General features: G+C 73.7%; 18 protein-coding genes. 9 read left to right on the forward strand and 9 right to left on the reverse strand.

What is annotated here, in order from left to right; all coding sequences use genetic code 11:
• The first annotated feature begins 3 nt into the window (after window positions 1–3).
• The 5 genes from NDAS_RS14140 (at window position 4) to NDAS_RS14160 (ending at window position 6,364) form a co-directional block, all read left to right on the forward strand.
• Window positions 4–591, forward strand: a complete 588-nt coding sequence (locus tag NDAS_RS14140; protein ID WP_013153886.1) for an RNA polymerase sigma factor — start codon at window positions 4–6, stop codon at window positions 589–591.
• Window positions 588–1,388: a hypothetical protein gene (locus NDAS_RS14145; RefSeq protein ID WP_013153887.1), complete on the forward strand. Its 801-nt coding sequence runs from the start codon at window positions 588–590 to the stop codon at window positions 1,386–1,388. Before NDAS_RS14140 ends, NDAS_RS14145 begins: the two co-directional genes overlap by 4 nt.
• On the forward strand, window positions 1,385–2,275 hold the full coding sequence (locus tag NDAS_RS14150) for an ATP-binding cassette domain-containing protein (protein WP_013153888.1): 891 nt from the start codon (window positions 1,385–1,387) through the stop codon (window positions 2,273–2,275). The genes NDAS_RS14145 and NDAS_RS14150 overlap by 4 nt, the downstream gene beginning before the upstream one ends.
• A gap of 181 nt (window positions 2,276–2,456) precedes the next feature.
• On the forward strand, window positions 2,457–3,902 hold the full coding sequence (locus NDAS_RS14155; protein ID WP_013153889.1) for a hypothetical protein: 1,446 nt from the start codon (window positions 2,457–2,459) through the stop codon (window positions 3,900–3,902).
• A gap of 104 nt (window positions 3,903–4,006) precedes the next feature.
• Window positions 4,007–6,364, forward strand: a complete 2,358-nt coding sequence (locus NDAS_RS14160; protein WP_013153890.1) for a M64 family metallopeptidase — start codon at window positions 4,007–4,009, stop codon at window positions 6,362–6,364.
• A 169-nt stretch (window positions 6,365–6,533) separates the two neighbouring features.
• On the opposite strand, the gene NDAS_RS14165 is transcribed toward NDAS_RS14160, so the two are convergent.
• The gene (locus tag NDAS_RS14165; protein WP_013153891.1) at window positions 6,534–7,820 is read right to left on the reverse strand and encodes a class I SAM-dependent RNA methyltransferase; all 1,287 of its coding nucleotides are present in this window, start codon (window positions 7,818–7,820) and stop codon (window positions 6,534–6,536) included.
• A gap of 217 nt (window positions 7,821–8,037) precedes the next feature.
• Here NDAS_RS14165 and NDAS_RS14170 point away from each other — a divergent pair, with 217 nt between their 5' ends.
• Complete coding sequence (locus NDAS_RS14170) at window positions 8,038–8,709, forward strand: potassium channel family protein (protein ID WP_026338175.1); 672 nt, start codon at window positions 8,038–8,040, stop codon at window positions 8,707–8,709.
• The gene (locus NDAS_RS14175) at window positions 8,702–9,391 is read left to right on the forward strand and encodes a potassium channel family protein (RefSeq protein WP_041552775.1); all 690 of its coding nucleotides are present in this window, start codon (window positions 8,702–8,704) and stop codon (window positions 9,389–9,391) included. Before NDAS_RS14170 ends, NDAS_RS14175 begins: the two co-directional genes overlap by 8 nt.
• A gap of 25 nt (window positions 9,392–9,416) precedes the next feature.
• Here the strand turns inward: NDAS_RS14175 and NDAS_RS14180 are convergent, their stop codons facing one another.
• Window positions 9,417–10,247: a DUF3159 domain-containing protein gene (locus NDAS_RS14180; RefSeq protein WP_013153894.1), complete on the reverse strand. Its 831-nt coding sequence runs from the start codon at window positions 10,245–10,247 to the stop codon at window positions 9,417–9,419.
• A gap of 271 nt (window positions 10,248–10,518) precedes the next feature.
• On the opposite strand from NDAS_RS14180, the gene NDAS_RS14185 reads away from it, so the two are divergent.
• On the forward strand, window positions 10,519–11,622 hold the full coding sequence (locus tag NDAS_RS14185) for a serpin family protein (protein WP_013153895.1): 1,104 nt from the start codon (window positions 10,519–10,521) through the stop codon (window positions 11,620–11,622).
• A gap of 43 nt (window positions 11,623–11,665) precedes the next feature.
• Here NDAS_RS14185 and NDAS_RS14190 read toward each other — a convergent pair whose 3' ends face one another.
• From NDAS_RS14190 to valS, 4 genes are all read right to left on the reverse strand, one after another.
• On the reverse strand, window positions 11,666–12,406 hold the full coding sequence (locus NDAS_RS14190) for a PIG-L deacetylase family protein (protein ID WP_013153896.1): 741 nt from the start codon (window positions 12,404–12,406) through the stop codon (window positions 11,666–11,668).
• Window positions 12,407–12,487: 81 nt separating this feature from the next.
• Window positions 12,488–13,351 carry a DUF3710 domain-containing protein gene (locus NDAS_RS14195; RefSeq protein WP_013153897.1) on the reverse strand — a complete coding sequence of 288 codons (864 nt, stop codon included), beginning with the start codon at window positions 13,349–13,351 and terminating at the stop codon, window positions 12,488–12,490.
• Window positions 13,352–13,407: 56 nt separating this feature from the next.
• Window positions 13,408–13,884 (reverse strand): dUTP diphosphatase, encoded by a 477-nt coding sequence (dut, locus tag NDAS_RS14200; RefSeq protein WP_013153898.1) that lies wholly within the window; start codon window positions 13,882–13,884, stop codon window positions 13,408–13,410.
• A 109-nt stretch (window positions 13,885–13,993) separates the two neighbouring features.
• On the reverse strand, window positions 13,994–16,570 hold the full coding sequence (valS, locus tag NDAS_RS14205; RefSeq protein WP_013153899.1) for a valine--tRNA ligase: 2,577 nt from the start codon (window positions 16,568–16,570) through the stop codon (window positions 13,994–13,996).
• 204 nt (window positions 16,571–16,774) lie between these two features.
• On the opposite strand from valS, the gene NDAS_RS14210 reads away from it, so the two are divergent.
• Window positions 16,775–17,053 (forward strand): DUF4235 domain-containing protein, encoded by a 279-nt coding sequence (locus NDAS_RS14210; protein ID WP_013153900.1) that lies wholly within the window; start codon window positions 16,775–16,777, stop codon window positions 17,051–17,053.
• A 195-nt stretch (window positions 17,054–17,248) separates the two neighbouring features.
• Here the strand turns inward: NDAS_RS14210 and NDAS_RS14215 are convergent, their stop codons facing one another.
• The 3 genes from NDAS_RS14215 to NDAS_RS14225 form a co-directional block, all read right to left on the reverse strand.
• On the reverse strand, window positions 17,249–17,545 hold the full coding sequence (locus NDAS_RS14215; protein ID WP_013153901.1) for a DUF4193 domain-containing protein: 297 nt from the start codon (window positions 17,543–17,545) through the stop codon (window positions 17,249–17,251).
• Between the two features lie 461 nt (window positions 17,546–18,006).
• Complete coding sequence (locus NDAS_RS14220; protein ID WP_013153902.1) at window positions 18,007–19,257, reverse strand: sensor histidine kinase; 1,251 nt, start codon at window positions 19,255–19,257, stop codon at window positions 18,007–18,009.
• Window positions 19,254–19,907, reverse strand: a complete 654-nt coding sequence (locus tag NDAS_RS14225) for a response regulator transcription factor (protein WP_013153903.1) — start codon at window positions 19,905–19,907, stop codon at window positions 19,254–19,256. The genes NDAS_RS14220 and NDAS_RS14225 overlap by 4 nt, the downstream gene beginning before the upstream one ends.
• Window positions 19,908–20,350: the final 443 nt, after the last annotated feature.

Genomic DNA, 20,350 nt, shown 5'->3' on the forward strand with positions numbered 1-20,350 from the left:
CCTGTGAAGCTGCTCCGCCGCGCGCGCCGCCGCGCGCCCTCCTACGACCCGGACAGCACCGACCCGGTGCTGCTGGCCGCCGTCGCCGCGGGCGAGACCCGCGCGCTGGAGTTCCTGCACCGCAGGCACGCCACCTGGCTGCGGGCCAGGCTGCGCTACCGGTGCTCCGACCCCGACCAGCTCGACGCCGCCCTCCAGGAGACCTTCCTGGCCGTGTGGAGGAACGCGGGTTCCTTCACCCCCCGCCCCGGCGACACCGACGCCGGAGCCTGGCTGTGGACCATCGCGATCCGCCAGCTCATCTCCCAGCTGCGCAAACGCGCCAACCGCTGGATCGCAGACAGCGACAGCGAACCCTACGAGACCATCGGCGACGCCTCCGCCGAGGACACCGTGCTGCTCAACATCGAGCACGGCCCGTTGGGCGCCGCCCTGCACTCCCTCTCCCCGGAACTGCGCTCGGCCATCCAGGCCACCGTGCTGGACGGGCTCACCGTCCGGGAGGCCGCGCAGATCCTCCAGGTCCCCGAGGGAACCGTCAAGACACGGGTCATGCGCGCCAAGGCGCGGCTACGGGAGGCACTGACATGAGCTGGCACCTGACCCCTGCCCAGGCACACGAGTACGCCCACCACCGTTCCGACGACGTCACCGCCATGTCCGTGGAGGCACACATCACCCACTGCGCGCCCTGCCGCGACCTGCTGCCCGCCGACGAGCCCTGGCTGGCCCGGAGCTGGGAGGACCTGCGCGACGTCGTGGACCGCCCCCGGCGCGGGCCAGTCGAGTCCCTGCTGTCCTCGCTGGGTCTGGGCGAGGGCACCGCCAAGCTGCTGGCCGCCACCCCCTCCCTGTACCGGGCCTGGCTGCTGGCCACGGTCGTGGTGCTGACGGCCGCCCTGCTGGCCGCCCACCACCTGCCGCACGGCTCGCTGATGTTCACCTTCACCGCCCCGGTGGTGCCCCTGGCCGGGGTGGCCCTGGCCTACGGGCACGGGGTGGACCCGGCCCACTCGCTGACCTCGGTCACGCCGCTGGCGGGCCAGCGGCTGCTGTTCCTGCGCACCTGCGCGGTGCTGGTGCCCGCGCTGACCCTGTGCATGTCGGCGGCGCTGCTGCTGCCCCACGCGCACACCCCGTGGAAGGCGGTGTTCTGGCTGCTGCCCGCCCTCACCCTGGTCGCCGGGTCCCTCGTGCTCAGCCGCTGGATGCACCTGGGCGCGGCCAGCGCCGCGGTGGGGCTGCTGTGGCTGGTCGCCCTGGGCGTCCTGACCGCCTCCGAGGACGCCACGCCCCTGCACCTGCTCGCGCCCCAGGCCCAGGTGTGGTGGGCGGGCGCGCTCACCGCCCTGCTCGGCGCGCTCCTGCTGCGGGTGAGGACGGCGTGAGCACGACGACCGCACGGGCCGCCGTCAGCGTCCGGGGGCTGGGGCACCGCTACGGCACCCGCACCGCCCTGGCCGGGATCGACCTGGACCTGGGTCCCGGCGTGACCGGGCTGCTGGGGCGCAACGGCGCGGGCAAGACAACCCTGCTGCGCTGCCTGGCCACCGACCTGGAGGCCGACGACGGAGAACTGCGCGTACTCGGACACGACCCCGCGCGGGCCGCCGAGCGCACCGAGATCCGCCGCCACCTGGGCTACCTGCCGCAGAACCCCGAGTTCTACCCGTACTTCACCGCGTTCGGCCTGCTGGACTACATGGCGGTGCTCAAGGAGCTGGGCGGGCGCCGCGCCCGCCACGACGAGGTGCGCCGGGTCCTGGAGCGGGTCGGTCTCCACGACCGCCGCCACAGCCGGGTCCGGCGCCTGTCCGGCGGTATGCGCCAGCGGCTGGGCCTGGCCTCGGCCCTGCTCGGCGACCCCCGGGTGCTGCTGCTGGACGAGCCGACCATCGGCCTGGACCCCGAGCAGCGCATCCGGTTCCGCGGCCTGGTCTCGGAGCTGGCCGTGCGCAGCACCGTGGTGCTCTCCACCCACCAGATCGAGGACGTGGCCGCCCTGTGCCAGCGCGTGGTGTGCCTGGACGCGGGCCGGGTGATCTTCGACGGGACCCCCCGCGCGCTGGTGGACGGGGCGCGCGGGCACGTGTGGGAGCGCGACGGCCGCCCCGGCCGGGAGTACACCTCCTGGCGCCTGGCCGACGGGCGCTACCGGGTACTCACCCCCGCGGGCGGCGCCGCGCCCGGCCCCTCCGAGGGTCTGGAGCCGGTCGAACCCAGTCTGGAGGACGCCTACCTGCTGCTCACCGGCGTGGAACAGGACGACCGGTGAACCCCGCCCGGCACGCGGTCGGCGCCGGACCCGCGCGGGGGGCGCCTACCGGTCAGGAGGCCGCGACCCCGGACTCCAGCCCTCCCGGACACGCTCCGCACGAAGGCACGCCGCCCGGAGCACGGCCACGTTCGCCCGCCTGACCTGGTTCAACGCACTCCGCCTGGTCCGCAACCCGTTCGTGCTCCCGGGCTCCCTGGCGGGCATGTACCTGCTCGTGTCCCCGGACTGGGCGAGCGCGACGGCCACCCTGGAGCACTGGTACGCCAACGCCAACGCCGCCGCGACGGCCGTGGGCGCGGTGCTCTTCGCCGCGGTCGCCTTCCCCGCCATGCGCGAGGCCCGCTACTGTCCGCGTCTGGTCTCCCCGCTGGGCCGAACGGGACGGCTGCTGTCCCTGATGGCGGCGTCCTCACTGGTCGGCACGGTGCTGGTCGTGCTGTGGGCCGGGGTGGACCGCTGGCTGTCCCCTCCCCTGCTGGGCACGCTGAGCCCGTCCGCCTACCCGGCGCCCCTCCTGTTGGCGGCCGCGGGCCCGCTGCTGTCCATCGCCCTGGTGGCGTGGACCCGCTCCTACCTGCCGCTGGTCGTGACCCTGCTGGCCCTGCCCGCCTACTGGCTGTACGGCGTCTCGGCGGTGGACGCCAACCTGTCGAGCGCCGTGCTCCGGGTGGAGTGGGCGGCCCGCGTCGCCCTCGACCCCTTCAACGTGAGCGCCCCCTCCGTCACGGACGTGGCCACCGCCTATCTGGTCTACTCGGTGCTGGTCGTGGCCCTCCTGGCCGTCCTGGCCATGGCCGCGCGGGGCCGCCGTGCCCACCGGGCGGCCTGCCTGGGCGCGGCCGCCGTGCTGCTGGCCGCCGCCGTCGGCACCGTCGTCCACGGCCGCCAGATCCAGCCGCTGTACGCCCCCATCCCCGACAGCCGGGTGTACGGCGCGCAGGGGCCGCCCTGTCAGACCAGGGAGGGCGTCACCTACTGCCCCCTGCCCGGCTTCGAACCGTGGGTGGAGCGCTGGCACGGCGCCCTGGGCCCGGCCATGGACCTGCTGCCCGAGGTCCCGCGCGAGCGCATGCCCGTGGTGTGGCAGGAGAGCTTCTCCTACCACCGGGAGCTGGACGTGCCCCGGGACCGGGACGTGGTGGTCCACGCGTACACGGGCGACTGGGACCACTACTGGCAGACCGCGATGGTGGGCGAGGCGGCCCGGGTGGTCCTGGGCCTGTCCGACCCCTACGAGACCGAGTGCCTGGGCACCGGGCAGGCGCGCGTGCTGCTGGCGGCGTGGCTGGCCGCCGGCGTGGAGGGCCTGTCCCGCTACGACACCCTGGACACGCTGGCCGCGAACCTGTACGCCTACCAGCCCTCCCCGGTGGACCTGGAGCTCTCCCTGGCCATGGCCGACCTGCCCGAGGAGCGGGTGAGCCGGGTCCTGGAGCGGAACTGGGAGGAGCTGACCGACCCGCGCACGACCAGCCTCGAGCTGGCGCGGCTGCTGGACACGCCGCTGCGGGAGTCCTCCACCGAACCCGCCGGGCCCGGGGACTGGCAGCGGCTCTACCCCCAGCACCAGTACCACACCCACGAGGAGGACCCGGGGCGGTACGTCCGGCCCGTGTGCGGCTGAACCGCGGCCGGGTTATCGAATCACCTATGCCCCGCGCTCTGGATCGGCCCCGCCCGCCTCCCTAGGCTTCCGGGCACGTCGCACCAGAAACGAGGCCACTCCCCGTGCGCAGAACCACGGCGGCACTCGCCGCCCTCCCCCTCCTGACCGCGGTCCTGACCCCCGCCGCACCCGTGGCGGCCGAGACCTCCCCCTCCGAGGCGCGGGTGGTGCCGATCCAGGTCACCGGCGCCCCCTCCGAACGCTTCAACCTGGTCATCCTCGGCGACGGCTACACCGAGGAGGAGATGCCGCTCTTCCGCGAGCAGCTCGACCAGCACCTCAACGTGCAGTGGAGCATCGAGCCCTTCCGCACCTACCGCAACTACCTCAACGTGTACGCGGTGCAGACGCCCTCGGCCGAGTCGGGCGTGGACTGCGACCCGGCCCGTGAGGACCAGGAGCGCGACACCGCCCTGGACATGGGCTTCTTCAACGGCTGCGACCCCGAAGCCCTGGAACGGCTGCTGACCGTGGACGAGGAGGCCGCCGAGGCCGCGGCCGACCTGGTGCCCGGCGTGAGCGCGGACAACCGGCAGATCCTGGCCCTGGCCAACAGCGGCACCTACGGGGGACGCGGCGGCGCCACCGCCACCGCATCCTCGGGCAACGCCCTGTCCGCGCTGATCAGCCCGCACGAGCTCGGGCACTCCCTGGGAGAGCTCCAGGACGAGTACCCGTACTACTTCCGCGACACGAGTCTGGGCCGCTACACCGGAGGGGAACCCGACTCGGCCCACCACACCCTGATGTCGTCGCGGGAGATGCTCGACCGGCGGGAGAAGTGGTGGCGCTGGCTCGGTGAGGAGAGCGAGGCGGGCGGGACCATCGGCGCCGCCGACCCCGACGGCCACGAGGGCGGGTTGTACCACTCCGAGGGCGTGTGGCGCCCCAGCGAGCACTCCATGCTCAAGTCGCTGGGCTACTACTTCGACCAGGTCGCCCGGGAGGTGATGGTCCAGCGGATCTCCGGCCTGCGCGACCGGGGCGAGATGCCGGTGTCCTCCACCCCCGAGGGCGAGGTGGGGCCCGAGGACGCCGTGTGGGTGGAGGGCCCCCACCCCGTCTTCCACGAGCTGGAGTACACCTGGTCGGTCGACGGCGAGGAACTGCCCGAGGCGGCTGGCTCGCGCGCCCTGGACCTGTCCGGGCTCGGCCTCGACGAGGGGGCGAAGGTGAGCGTCCGGGTGCAGGACCCCACCGGTTTCGTCCGCGATCCGCTCATCCGCGAGTCCGCCGCCCTGACGCAGACGCGCTCCTGGACCGTCGGGGAACCGCTGCCCGCGGACGCGGGGACCGTGGAGTTCACCCGCTTCCGCGACACCGCGCGCGCCGTCGGCGGCGACGAGGTGGTCTACGCCGAGACCTCACGCCCCACCGACCGGGTGCTGGACGTGGCCTGGACCCTGGACGGGCGTGAGGTGTCCACCTCCGCCGACGGGCGCACCCTGGACCTGGGCGAGGTCGCCCCCGGCGCGGGCACGCACACGCTGACCGCCGCGGTCACCGACCCGGCCGCCCCGGGCGGGGACTCCCAGACCCTGGTCTGGACGGTGGACAACACCGCTCCCACCGCGCCGCGCGAGCTGTCCGAACCCGCCGCCACCGCCGGGGAGGACCACCACATCCACCTCAACGCGTTCTCCATGCGGCTCTCGCCGCGCGACGACGGCGAGGGCCACGTCGTCGGGGAGTTCCGCGTCGACGGCGACGGCTGGCACCACTACTACGGCTGGCCCGACGACCCCGGGGCGCCGTTCAGGTTCACCCCGGACGGCACGAACGTCGACGACCTCGTCTACGGAAGCCTGGGCAGCGGCGGGCTGTCCACGGCGGTGTTCGAGGTCGACGGACACGAACCGGGCTGGGGGACGCACACGGTGGAGCACCGCGCCGTCGACGCGGCGGGCAACACCGGCTCCCCCGACTCCTTCCGCGCGACCGTCGTCCCCGCGGCCGACCCCGAGTGCACCGAGACCGTCACCGGAACGGTCCGGGGCGGCCTGGACGTGGACTCGGGCGTGGTCTGCCTCGACGGGGCCGTGGTGAGCGGCGGCGTGGACGTGGCCGCGGGCGCCTCGCTCGTCGTGGACGGCGGGTCGCTGCGGGGCGGGCTGAACGCCGACGGCGCCCACACCGTCCGGCTCACCGACACCGAGGTCCGCGGCGCGGTGCGCGTCAGCGGGACCACCTCGGAGGTGATGGTCCTGGGCTCGGAGCTGACGGGTTCGCTGGCCCTGCACGGCAACACCCAGGTCCCGTCCCCGACCTGGACCGGGGACCCCGGGGGCTACGGCCCGGTCCTGGCGGGCAACAGCGTCCGGGGCTCTCTGTCCTGCACCGGCAACAGCCCGGCGATCGCCGACTTCGGCGCCGCCAACGACGTCACGGGCTCGACCGCCGGGCAGTGCGCGCACCTGTGACCGGCCGTGCCGCCGGGGCGTGGGGCCGTCGCCTCCCGCCCCGGCGGTCCCGGTGGACTCCACCACCGCACGGGCCCGGGACCGGCTGCCGGTCCCGGCCGCGGTGCCGGTCCGCGCCGTGCCCGCTCCGGGCCCGGCGGTCCGGGAGGGTCGGCCCCGGGGGTCGCGGTCAGCCCTCCCGGTGGCGGCGGGCCGGGTGGACCGGCTCCAGCACCGCCAGGCACTCCACGTGATGGGTCATCGGGAAGGCGTCGAACGCGCGAAGGTCCACCAGACGGTAGTCGGCCCGCTCGAACGAGGCCAGGTCGCGGGCGAGCGTGGCGGGGTCGCACGAGACGTAGGCCACCCTGCGGGGGCGCGTCCCGGTCAGGGAGCGCACCACCTCGGCGCCCGCACCGGCCCGGGGCGGGTCCAGCACGACCACGTCGGCGCGCACGTCAGCCCACTCGCGCAGCTGGGCGGCCACGTCGCCCTGCTCGACGCGGACCTGCTCCATGTCCTTGAGGTTGTACCGGGCGTCGCGCACGGCCTCGGCGCCGCTCTCCACGCCCATGGCGCGGCCCTCGGGGCCCACGGCGGCGGCCAGCGCGCCGGTGAACAGCCCCGCCCCGCAGTACAGGTCCAGGGCGGTCTCGCCGGGCTTGGGCTCCAGGGCGTCCAGGACGGCGGCGGTGAGCACCTCGGCGGCGGCCGGGTGCACCTGCCAGAAGCCGCCCGCGCTGACGCGGTACTCGCGGCCGTCGACCTTCTCGCGCACGCCCCTGCGTCCGCGCACCTGCTGGACGCGGCCGCCCTTGAACCGGCGCAGCACCGCGCTGGAGGTACCCAGTTCGGGCAGGGAGTCCAGCCTGGCCCCGGTCGGTGTGACGACCACCGCGCGGTCGGCGCAGGCGGCCGAGGCGACCGCCTCCACGTCGCGGACGCCCTCCCACGTGACGTCGGTCACCCCGAGCTCGGTCACGCCGGGGTGGGCGATGAGGCAGCGCTCGACGGGCTCGATGTCGTGGGAGCGGTGGCGGCGCAGTCCGGCGCGGCCGCCGGAGTCCACGGCGAAGCGCACGCGGGTGCGCCAGCCCAGGCCGTCGGGGGTGCCGGGCAGCTCCTCCACCTCGACCCGGCGGTCGATCCCGGCGATGCGCCGCAGCTGGTCGGCGACGACCTTGCCCTTGAGGGCCCGCTGGGCCTCCGGGGCGGCGTGCTGCCAGTCGCAGCCTCCGCACTTGCCGGGCCCGGCGGCCGGGCAGGGGGCCTGGACGCGGTCCGGGGATGCCTGGAGGACCTCGACGGCGTCGCCCCTCATGAAGCGGGAGGTCTGCTCGGTGACGCGGACGCGGACCCGCTCGCCGGGCAGGGCGTGGCGGACGAAGACCACCTGGTCCTCGTGGCGCCCCACGCACCAGCCCCCGTGCGCGACGTCGTCCACGGTCAGCTCGAAATCCTGTCCCACACGGTTCATGGCGGTCGTCCTCAAAGATGGTCGGGTCACGTGACGGGTGACCCTGCGCGCACAGCCACCAACCGTTCCCAATCTACCTGCCGGAACCCGCCTCCCGGACGGGCCCGTGGACGGCCGGGGCGACCGAGCGTGTCGGCCGCGTCTGTGCCAAGGTGTCACTGTGCGCACGCGCGACCACGGCGTGCGCGGCGGCTATCTCGACGGGAGTGCGGGCGAGGTGCACATCGTGATCATGGGGTGCGGACGGGTGGGGTCCACCCTCGCGCACACCCTGGTTGACCTGGGGCACACGGTGGCGGTGATCGACCGGGACCCCGAGGCGTTCCGGCGTCTGCGCGGCTCCGTGGCCAAGCACGCGGTCCGGGGGCAGGGCCACGACCGGGAGGTCCTGCTCGCCGCCGGGATCGACCGCGCGGGGGCCTTCGCCGCGGTCAGCAACGGGGACAACTCCAACATCATCTCGGCGCGGGTGGCCCGCGAGGCGTTCGGCGTGGACAACGTGGTCGCGCGGATCTACGACCCCCGCCGGGCCGAGGTCTACCAGCGGCTGGGCATCCCCACGGTGGCGACCGTGCGCTGGACGGCCGACGCGGTCCTGCGCCGGATGGTGCCGGGCGACGGGCGGCTCACCGCCGGACCGGAGTGGCAGGACGCGTCCGGGACCCTGGCCATGAACGAGATGAACCTGCCGCGGGGGTGGGCCGGCCGCCGCGTCGCCGACCTGGAGGAGCGGGCGCCGGTGCGGGTGGTCTACCTGACCCGTGCGGGCCGGATCCTCCTGGCCGGATCCGGTGAGCTCCTGGAGGAGGGCGACGTCCTGCACGTGGTCGCCCGCGGCCGCGACCTGGACGGGCTGCGGCTGGACGACGACGAGACGGAGCGTGGGTGAGATGCGGATCGCCATCGCGGGAGCCGGGAGCGTGGGACGCTCCATCGCCACGGAGCTGGCGGGCAGCGGCCACGACGTGCTGCTGATCGACCGGGACACCCGCGCCATCGGCGTGGACGACCTCCCCCAGGTGGAGTGGCTGCTGGCCGACGCCTGCGAGCTGGCCACGCTGGAGGACGCCCGCCTGGAGGACTTCGACGTGGTGGTCGCGGCCAGCAGTGACGACAAGGTCAACCTGGTGGTGTCCCTGCTGGCCAAGACCGAGTTCGGGGTGGACCGGGTGATCGCCCGCATCAACGATCCCGACAACGAGTGGCTGTTCAACGAGTCCTGGGGCGTGGACCTGGCGGTCTCCCCGCCGCGGCTGATCGCCGACCTGGTCGAGGGGGTCCCCGAGGAGGAGCCGGGCGGGGAGGACTCCCTGCCGCCGCTGCCGGGGGCCGAGATCGCCGAGTCGGTGCTGCACGCCGGGAGTCCGTTCGCGGGCGGGCCGGAGGGCGCGCTGGCGGAGTCGCTGCCGGAGGGGGTGGCGCTGGTGGCGGTGGTGGGCCCCGGCGGGGTGCGCCCGCCGGACCCCGATCGGACCCTGTCGGTGGGCGACACCGTGGTGTTCCTGGCCGAGCCCGAGGTCCTGGGCGCCCTGGAGTCCCTGCTGGGCTCGGCGGACGACCCCGACCTCTAGGCCGCGCGTCCGCCGGGGCGCCCGGTCAGTCCGCCGTCTCGTCCCGGGCCGGGTGCTCCCGCTCCTCCAGCGGGGTGCGCCCCCGGGCCAGCACCCAGACCATGGCCGCGAACGCCGCGACCTGGAGCGGCCAGCCCATGGCGACCTTGGAGAAGCCCAGCAGGGCGAAGGTGTCGGCCCAGCCGTAGTGGTCGGCCATCCACAGCGGGTACTGCACGAGCACGCGGATCACGCAGGGCAGGACCAGCAGCCAGGTCAGGCGTGAGGCCAGGGTGACCACGGCCGGGTTGGCGCGCCAGGAGGTGAAGTCCTCCTTGTCGCCGATGAACGGGCCGATCATCAGTCCGATCGCGGGCCAGCGCACCAGCACCGACAGGCTCAGCACCACGGCGTAGACCGCGTTGTAGATGACGCCCGGCAGGAAGGCGTCGGCGGCGTTGCCGCTGCGCATGGCGAAGACCGCGGCGATGCCGATGCCGAACAGGCTGGTGAGCACGTACTGCACCGAGGAGCGCTGCACGAGCCGGACCGCGCCCAGGACCAGGGCCGCGACCACGCCCAGGACGATCGAGAGCCGCAGCTCCGAGCTGACGATGTAGGAGACGGTGAAGGTCAGGGTGGGCACCGCAGCCTCGACCATGCCGCGCTTGCCGCCCAGCGCCTTGGCCAGCTGCGAGCGCACGAGCGCCTCGACCGTGTCCTCGGTGACCGCCGGGCGGTCCGCCGCCGTGGCGCCCCGGCCGGGGGCGCGCTCCGGGGCGGGGGCGTCCCCGGAGTCCGGGGTGCCCGCCGCGGCCCTGTCGTCCGCCCCGGCGGCCGGGGCGGCCTCCTCGGCGGCCCGCTGGTGCTCAGTCATCCTGCTCCTGCTCGGGTTCGGTCGTGGGCGGTCGTCGCCGCGCGGGGCGTCCAACACGGTTCCGCGCGCCGTGTCGGCCCAAGCCTATGTGACGTGCGACCGGTCGCGGGGTACGCGCGGTGGTCGCGCGGATGCGCTCCGCCCGCCTTTGCCCCCTTGGGTCCGGGCTTGTCGCGTGCGGCTTCTCACCCGGCGGCGCACCCTGGCGGTGGAGGAGGGCCGTTCCGTACGCTGGCGACCAGACGCCGGAGCCGAGAGCGAGCAGGAGCCCATGCAGACGAGTACGTCCCCGCGCCGGGACCATCTGGAGTTCGCCGCCGCGCTGGACCGGGTGCTGACCCGGCAGGGGGAATCGCACGTGTGGTCCCCCCACTCGGTGGGCACGGTGCTGGCGCTGCTGGCCACCGGCGCCCGGGAGCGCACCCTGGCCGAGCTGGAGGCGCTGCTGGGCGCGGACGTGCGGGGCCAGCTGGAGGCGCTGGACGCGGCCGTGGCCGCCGAGCCCGGACTCGACCTGGCCAGCCTCAACGGCCTGTACGTGCCCGCCGACCTGGAGGTCCTGCCGGGTTTCACGTCCCGGGTGCGCGAGCGCGCCGGGGCCGAGGTGGAGCACGCCGACTTCGAGCACGACTCCGAGGGCGTGCGCTCACGGGTCAACGCCCGTGTGGCGGAGGTGACCCGCGGCCTGATCGAGGAACTGCTCCCCGCGGGCAGCGTCCACCCGGGCGTGCGGCTGCTGCTGGTCAACGCGCTGTGGGTGAAACTGGCCTGGCCAGACCCCTTCGACCCCGCCCGGACCCGGGACAGGCCCTTCCACGCACCGTCGGGCAGGCGGAAGGTGCCCACCATGCACCGTTCGGCCCGTCTGCCGCACGCGCGGGCCCGCGGGTGGAGCATGGTGAGCCTGGAGGGCGACCACGGCCTGACCCTGGACGTGCTGCTGCCCGACGAGCGCTCCGCCGCTCCCGCCCCGGTGACGGCCGACGCGCTCGCCGACCTGTACGCCCACCGCTCCTCCCAGCAGGTGGACCTGGCCCTGCCGCGCTTCGAGGTGGAGACCGACACCTCTCTGCTCGAACCGCTGGCGGCGCTGGGCGTGCGCGACCTGGCCACGGACGAGGCCCGCTTCGACGGGATCAGCCCGGAACCGCTGCGCGCCGACGAGATCCTGCACCAGTCGGTGCTGCGGGTGGACGAGAAGGGCGCCGAGGGCGCCGCCGCGACCGCCGTGATGATGCTCCGGGCGGCCGCGGTGGCGCCGAGGCCGGTCGCGTTCACCGTGGACCGGCCGTTCGTGTTCGTGCTGCGCCGCGGCGGGGCGGTCCTGTTCCTGGGCCGCGTCACCGACCCCGTGGACCCGGGCCCCGCCTCCTGACCCCGCCGGGGCCGTGCCGCCGCCCGCGCTCGCGGGCGGCGGCTCAGACCTCGAACACCTCGAAGGCGGTGGCGAGGGGGACCCCGGCCCACTCCCCCGCCTGGGCGGCGGCCCGGGGCAGGAAGGACTTCTGGTCGAACCCCTCCAAATTGGCCAGGTAGAGGGCGTGGGCGTCCAGCGACGCCACGCCCGCGGCCAGGTCGGCCTCGCCCAGTTCGACGTAGTGGGTGGCCAGGGGTGAGGCGCCGAAGGCCACGAAGCGCACGCCCGACCACGGCTGGAGGCCCTCCTCCAGCTGCTCGCGGAACACCCACCGGTTGGCCGCGTCGCGGACCGCGTCCAGCAGGGCCGGGCCGAGCACCCGGTGGTCGGCGTGGTTGAGGGAGCTCGACCCCGCGAAGTGGTCGCGGAAGTTGATGGAGACGATCACGTCGGGGCGGTGGCGCCGGATCGCCCCGGCCAGCGCGGCGCGCAGAGGGATCCCGTACTCCAGGGTGCCGTCGGGGAAGTCGAGGAACTCCACTGTGCCCGCGCCGACCGCCGCCGCAGAGGCGCGCTGCTCGGCCATGCGCAGCGGCGCGCACTCCTCGGGGGCGATGGTGTCGATGCCCGCCTCGCCCCGGGTGACCAGCAGCTCCACCACGTCCTTGCCCTGGCCGGTCCAGCGGGCGATCGCTGAGGAGCTGCCGAACTCCAGGTCGTCGGGGTGGGCCACCACCGCCAGGGCACGGTTCCAGTCCTCGGGGAGCGGCCGGGGCGCGCTGTTCTCCGTCGTCTGCGTCATGTGCCACAGACTACGGAAGACGGCGCGCCCTGCCCGGCGCCTCTCCGGCGGTGCGGGACCCCGCTTCGCCCCGGGAGGCCGCTACTCCCCCGAGCCGCCCGCGGCGCCGCCCGGTTGGCCGCCGTTCCCCGCGGGCCGCGCGCCGGGCGCGGCGCCGTTGGGAGAGCGGCCCGCGTTGCCGCGCTGGGCCGCCTGCTGGGCGGCGCGCGCCTTGGCGGCCTCGGCCATCTTCTCCTGGATCTGCTTGGGCACGGTGATGGGCAGCAGCTCGCTCGGCGGCACCGGGTGGTCCCCGCGCACCACCACGATGTTGGCGAAGAGGTGCTCGACCTCGGCCATCACCTCGGGCTTGGAGGCGCCCTCGCCGCGGATCACGCCGCGCAGCACCCAGCGAGGCCCGTCCACGCCGATGAAGCGCACCCGCTGGGCGAGCTGCTTGCCGTCCTCGGTCGTGCGGCCCTTGACGGGGACCAGGGCCTTGAGCTCGGGGCCGAAGGTGCCGTCGTGCTCCTCGGCCTTGCCGCCCTGCTTGACGACCTGCTCGCGCAGCTCCTCGCGCATCTCGTCCCACAGGCCGGAGGACTTGGGCGCGGCGAAGGGCTGCACCTGGAGGGCGCTCTTGCCCCGCACCAGGGTGACGCCGATGATCTTCTGCTTGCCCTGGGAGTCCTGGGCGACGTTCACCTGGATCTCGGTGCCCTGCTCCATGGGCAGCCGCATGCTGCCCAGGTCCATCCGCTCGGCCTCGGGAGCGTCCTCGGTGGAGTCCCACGGCCCGGAGGAGCGGTGGCGGTCCGCGTCCTTGGGCTGCTGCTCCCGGGAGCGCTCCGGCTCGATCTCGTTGCCGAAGGAGACCGCCCCGGCGGCGCCCTCGCGCCTGGGCGCGGCCCGCGTCCCCGTTCTCTCGGTCTCTTCGTCCCGCTTCTTGCGGCGGCGTCCGAACACGCCTTCACCTCTTCGCTTCCGTCGGTCCCGGATGACTCCGGGGATTCGGGGCGCCGTCACCGCTGCGCGGCGTGCCCCCCGGTCGAACCGAAACCACCCGTTCCCCGCGCCGACTCCGGGAGGGAGTCGGCCTCGACGAACACCGCCCGTTCCACGCGCTGGACCACCAGCTGCGCGATCCGGTCGCCCCGGGTCAGCTTCACCGGGGTGTCCCTGTCGGTGTTGATCAGGGTCACCCTGATCTCGCCGCGGTACCCGGCGTCGACCGTGCCGGGCGCGTTGACGAGCGTGACCCCGCAGCGCGCCGCGAGGCCCGAGCGCGGGTGCACGAAGGCCGCGTACCCGTCGGGCAGGGCGATGGCCAGGCCGGTGGGGACCGTGGCCCGCTGCCCGGGCTCCAGGGTGACGTCGACGGCGGTGTACAGGTCCGCGCCGGCGTCGCCGGGATGGGCGTACTCGGGCAGGGGGAGGCCGGGGTCCAGTCGGTGGACCGTGACGGGGATCCGCCCGCCTTCCAGGGATGTGGTACTCACATCGGCCGAGCCTATCGCTCTCCGGGCGATGAACCGGTGTCCAGCACCGCCGGTACGCGAACGGGGGCGGCCCGCGTGGGCCGCCCCCGTTCCGTGCTCCTCCGTGGCCCTACTCGGCGGGGGCCTCGGGCAGGGTCACCTCGACGGTGAGCTCGGCGTCGTCGGTGGCGCGGAAGTCGATCCCGGAGGCGCGGCCCGCGGCGGCGATGTCGGCGCTGGCGGCGCGCGCGGCGTCGACCCGCTTGCCCGAGACGCTGACGTGCTCGACCTCGGCCCGCATGGACAGCTTGGCCTCGGACTTGGCCTTGCGCACGGCGCGCAGCACCTCGGCGGTGGCGGCCAGGACGGCGGGGTCGCCGTCGGCCGCCGCGGCGCGGTACTCGGCGGTGTCGGGCCAGCGCTGGGCGTGGACCGAGCCCTCCTGCCACCAGCTCCAGACCTCCTCGGCCACGAAGGGCACGAAGGGGGCGAAGAGCCTGTGCAGGGCGCCCAGGGCGACCAGCAGCGCGGCGCGGGCGGAGGCGCCCTCGGCCGACTCGGTGTCGTAGGCGCGGGCCTTGACCAGCTCCAGGTAGTCGTCGCAGAAGTCCCAGAAGAAGCGCTCGGTGCGCTCCAGGGCCCGGGTGTGGTCGTAGGCGCGGAAGGCGGAGGTGGCGTCCTCCACGACGTCGGCCAGCGCGGCCAGCATCGCCCGGTCCAGCGGCTGCGTCACCCGCGCGGGGTCGGCGACGGCGTCCTCACCGGCCACGGACATGACGAACTTGCTGGCGTTGAGGATCTTGATGGACAGCCTGCGGCCGACCTTCATCTGGCCCTCGTCCATGGCGGTGTCGGTGCCCAGGCGACCGCTGGCCGCCCAGTACCGGACCGCGTCGGAGCTGTACTTCTCCAGCAGCGCCAGCGGGGTGACGACGTTGCCCTTGGACTTGGACATCTTCTTGCGGTCGGGGTCCAGGATCCAGCCGGAGATGCCGGTGGTGCTCCAGGGCAGGGTGCCGTTCTCGAAGTGGGCCCGGACCACGGTGGAGAAGAGCCAGGTGCGGATGATGTCCTGGCCCTGGGGCCGGTAGTCCATGGGGAAGACGCGCCGGTACAGGTCCGGGTCGCGCTCCCAGCCGGAGGCGATCTGCGGGGACAGCGAGGAGGTCGCCCAGGTGTCCATGACGTCGGGGTCGCCCATGAAGCCGCCCGCCTGCCCGCGCTGGTCCTCGGTGTAGCCCTCGGGCGCCTGCGAGCTGGGGTCGACGGGCAGCTGGTCCTCGGCGGGGACGATGGGCTCGTCGTAGCGCGGGTTGCCGTCGGCGTCCAGCGGATACCAGACCGGGAAGGGCACGCCGAAGAAGCGCTGGCGGCTGATCAGCCAGTCGCCGTTGAGGCCCTCGACCCAGTTCTCGTAGCGGGCGCGCATGTGCTCGGGGTACCAGGTGAGCTCGCGCCCGCGCCGCAGGAGCTGCTGGCGCAGGTCCTCGTCCCGACCGCCGTTGCGGATGTACCACTGGCGGGTGGTGACGATCTCCAGGGGCTTGTCGCCCTTCTCGTAGAACTTCACCGGGTGGGTGATGGGCGTCGGCTCGCCGACGAGGTCGCCGCTCTCGCGCAGCAGGGCGACGGTGCGCTCGCGCGCGGTGTGGACGGTGGCGCCCACGAGCGTGTCGTAGGCCTCGCGGGCGGCTCCGCTCTCCAGGCCCTTGGGCGGGTCGGCCATGATGCGGCCGTCCCAGCCGATGACGGGCCGGGTCTCCAGCTGGAGCTCGCGCCACCAGGTGACGTCGGTGGTGTCGCCGAAGGTGCAGATCATGGCGATGCCGGACCCCTTCTCGGGGTCGGCGAGGCGGTGGGCCCGCACCGGGACCTCGACGCCGAAGACGGGGGTGCGCACGGTGGTGCCGAACAGGTCCTGGTAGCGCTCGTCGTCGGGGTGGGCGACCAGGGCGACGCAGGCGGCCAGCAGCTCGGGGCGGGTGGTCTCGATGTGGACCGGGGTGCCGTCGGGCTTGTGGAAGGCGACCTTGTGGTAGGCGCTGGGGCGTTCGCGGTCCTCCAGCTCGGCCTGGGCGACCGCGGTGCGGAACGTGACGTCCCACAGGGTGGGCGCCTCGGACATGTAGGCCTCGCCGCGGGCCAGGTTGCGCAGGAAGGCGCGCTGGGCGGCGGCGCGGGAGTTGTCGTCGATGGTGGCGTAGGTGTGGCGCCAGTCGACGCTCAGCCCGAGGCGGCGCCAGATGGACTCGAAGACCTTCTCGTCCTCGGCGGTGAGCCGGTCGCACAGCTCGATGAAGTTGCGCCGGGAGACGGGGACCTGCCGCTTGGGGTCGGGCTTGGCGGGCGGCTGGAAGTCCGGGTCGTAGGGGATCGACGGGTCGCAGCGCACGCCGTAGTAGTTCTGGACGCGCCGCTCGGTGGGCAGGCCGTTGTCGTCCCAGCCCATGGGGTAGAAGACGGCCTTGCCGTTCATGCGCTGGAAGCGCGCGACGGTGTCGGTGTGCGTGTAGGAGAACACGTGGCCGATGTGCAGCGACCCGGACACCGTGGGCGGCGGGGTGTCGATGGAGTAGACGTCCGCGCGCTCGGCCGTGCGGTCGAAGTGGTAGACGCCGGACTCATCCCATACGTCGACCCACTTCGCCTCGATACCGTCCAGCGAGGGCTTGTCGGGCATGCGGAAGGAATGAGAGCCGTTGGTCATGGGGCAATGGTAGTGCTCTCCGGGCCGTGGTCGCTCCGGGTTTCGGGCCGTCACAGCGGGGGTCGGCACCCCCTCGGGCACGCTGGCGCGGGGTTGGCCCCTGACTCCCGCGAACGGACGTGAAAGGATCTCCCCGTACGCACGGGAGGGTGTGCGCCGGCCGCGCATCCTCCGTACACCCAACGGAAAACGGTGAAGGATTCGATGGCTAAGAAGGACGGCGGTGACTTCGGCCCCGCCCTCGTGGGCTTCGCGGCCGGGTTCGCCGCGCAGTACGTCATGCGCAAGGCCCTGAACTTTGCCTGGACCCGCGTGACCGGCGAGGAGCCGCCCACGGACGTGGACTCCCCCGACATCAGCCTGGGCACGGCGCTGTCCTGGGCCGTGATGGCCGGTGTCGGCACCGAGGTGGCCCGGGTGCTGGCCGTGCGCGCCGCCCGCGCCAGGATGTTCGGCGCCGGTCCCGGCGAGCTGGAGGTCTGACGCCGCGAAGGCGACGACGGCGGGCGGCCGACCGCACCGCAGTGTGGTCGGCCGTCCGCCGTCGTGTTCCACCGCGCTCCCCGCGAGGAGCCCGGAAGGCCTCACACGCTCCCTCCGAACGGCGGCGGGGTGGTTTCGCGACCGCGCGGACGGGAGCCGCCCGGGACGGGACGGTTCAGGGGCCGTCCCGTCCGGTCAGGCGCACTCCTTGCAGACCAGCTGACCGGCGCGCTGCTCGGCGAGCTGGCTGCGGTGGTGCACCAGGAAGCAGCGCGAGCACGTGAACTCGTCGGCCTGGCGCGGGAGCACGCGCACCGCGAGTTCCTCCCCCGACAGGTCGGCACCGGGCAGTTCCATGCCCTCGGCCACCTCGTCGGGGTCGACGTCGATCGTGCCGGTGCCCTTGTCCACGCGCCGCGCCTGCAGCTCCTGGAGGCTGTCCTCGTTGATGTCCTCGTCAGTCTTGCGCGGGCTGTCGTAGTCGGTGGCCATCTCTGCTAACTCCCATCCCCCTCGTTCAGTGCCTCGTCGCGCGGGTGTAACGCTTGAGAGACCTTGGTTGTGCCCGGTTCGGCCGATGAGTTTTCCCGATGTCGGCGGACCGTGTCCCCTCCCGGGCCACTGTCCACAGGTCAGCAGCACTTTCGCCGCCTCGTGACCGAAGGCGGCCACGTGTGGCTGCGCCGGGGCCGTACCCCTGTGTACTACCCAACGTCGGCTGCCTCGTAGACCTGGGAAATCCGTTTTCGCCCACTCCGGACAAAGCGCGGGACACTCCCCCAGGGGCGGACGAAAAGCAGGACATGCCCACGTCAGGAGGGATTCCCTCCGTGTCCACGCCCGGGGAAGCATACCCACCCGGGGTCGGCACCCGTGACACGGGCCGGCGTGTCATCGGACACGTATAGATACCACGAAGACCGGCCAAACGCAGCTTGGCCCGGTGGGCGGGTTCAGCGCCGCTCCGCGCCCTCTCCCGGAGGAAGGGGAAGGCGCACGGTGACGACCAGTCCTCCCCCGGCGCGCGGCCACGCGGTCACCGCGCCCTCGTGCGCGCGCACCACGGACCGGACGATGGACAGGCCCAGCCCCGCGCTGCGGCCCGAGCCCACCCGGTCGCCGGAGCCGCGGCGGAACGGCTCGAACAGGCCCTCGATCTCGTAGGCGGGGATGACCTTGCCGGAGTTCTCCACCTGGACGGCGGGCGTGCCCTCGTACATGCCGCTGCGCACGGTGATCTCGCCCGCCTCGACGTTGTACTTGAGGGCGTTCTCCACCAGGTTGCCCACGAGCCGCTCCAGCAGAACGGGGTCGCCGACCACAGTCGCGGGGCGCAGGTCCTGGCGCAGGCTCAGGCCGGAGTCGGCCACCGGTCCGCTGAGCTGGCTGAGCACCGTCCCGGCCACCTCGCCCAGGTCGACCTTGGCGCGGACCTCCAGCTCGCGGTCGCTCTTGGCGAGCAGGAGCAGCCCCTCGATGAGGCGTTCGTGGCGGGCGTTGGTCTCCAGCAGGGTCTGTCCGACGCTCTTGAGGTCGGCCGAGACGTCGGGGGCGCTGAGCGCCACCTCCAGCAGGGTGCGGTTGATCGCCAGCGGCGTGCGCAGCTCGTGCGAGGCGTTGGCGACGAAGCGGCGCTGGCCGTCGAAGGCGCGGTCCAGGCGCTCCAGCATGCCGTCGAAGGTGTCGGCGAGCTCGCGGATCTCGTCGTCGGGCCCGGACAGGGCGATGCGCTCGTGCAGGGAGCGCTCCGACAGGCGGCGGGCGATGCGGGTGATCTTCTGGAGCGGGGACAGCGCCCTTCCGGCCACCGCGTAGCCCAGGGCGACCGCGAGCAGGCCCACCAGGAACAGCGCGAGCAGCGAGAACCGGGTGACGTGGGTGAGCACCTGCTCGATGAGGTCCCTGTGCGCCCGCAGCTCGGCGAAGCTCTGCTCGACCAGGAGCGCGTTGAGCAGGACCGCGACGATCAGGTAGTTGACCAGGACCAGCACCGAGCCCGCGGCGAAGAACAGCATCCCGTAGATGAGGGTGAGCCGCGCGCGCAGACTGAGGTTGTCGGTGAAGTGGTGTACCCGGGCGGCGGCCGCGGAGCGCTCGGTCCCCGAGCCCTCGGGGGTGAGGGTGTTGAGGCGCCGCCACGTACCGGTGTCGCCGGGGCGGGTGGGCTCGACCTGTCCCGGTTCGGTCCGCTCCGCCGGTCTCACAGCCGGTACCCGGCGCCGGGGACGGTCTGGATGACGGGTGGGTCGCCGAGCTTCTTGCGCAGGGTCATGACGGTGACGCGGACGACGTTGGTGAAGGGGTCGGCGTTCTCGTCCCAGGCCTTCTCCAGCAGCCCCTCGGCGCTGACCACGGTGCCCTGGGCGCGCATGAGCACCTGGAGGACGGCGAACTCCTTGGGGGTGAGGGTGACCTCGCGGCCGTCGCGGTGGACGCGGTGGTTGGCCGGGTCGAGCGTGATGCCGTGGCGCTCCAGGACCGGGGGAAGCGGGGGCGCCGAGCGGCGGCCGAGGGCGTGGACCCGGGCGATGAGCTCGGCGAAGGCGAAGGGCTTGGCCAGGTAGTCGTCGGCGCCGATGGTGAGGCCCTCGACCTTGTCCTGGACGCCGTCGGAGGCGGTGAGCATCAGGATGCGCCCGTTGTAGCTCTCCCGGACCAGGGCGCGGGCCACGTCGTCGCCGTGGGTGCCCGGCAGGTCGCGGTCCAGCACGACGACGTCGTAGTCGTTGACCGCGGTGTACTCCAGGGCGGCGTCGCCGTCGTAGACCACGTCCACGGCCATCGCCTCGCGCCGCAGTCCGACCGCCACTGTGTCGGCCAGGACCCGTTCGTCTTCGACCACGAGTACGCGCACGTTGTCCTTCTCGAGCGTTGGTCCGCAAAGAAAGGGGGCCGCTGCCGGCGCATCCCCCAACACACCGGCAGCGGCGTTCTTGGTCCCGGCCGCGTCATCCGTTCTTTCACGGTCGGGGTAAGGAGACGGTAAACCCGTCGGGGCGGTTTCGCGAACCGCCCGTTTTCCTCGCCCCGCGTGAACGCGGGCGCTGGGCCGGGAGCTTCACGCTCCCCTGGGCACGGGGAGCCGCTGCCGGCGAATCCCCCAACCGCCGGCAGCGACTTAACCCCGCACATCTCAAATCTGACACATCAAGAATAAGAAACAAGTAAGCACCAGCCCTCCCGGGAAAATGTGTCATGGGACACCCTTGTCCGACACATGGTGCAATCCGCACCGGAGGACCCCGCGCCCGGTCCCGGCGGCCTGTCGGCGCGCTCCCCCGGCCCGGCGCGGCGGGG

The sequence above is a fragment of the Nocardiopsis dassonvillei subsp. dassonvillei DSM 43111 genome (assembly GCF_000092985.1).
Classification (GTDB): Bacteria; Actinomycetota; Actinomycetes; order Streptosporangiales; family Streptosporangiaceae; genus Nocardiopsis; species Nocardiopsis dassonvillei.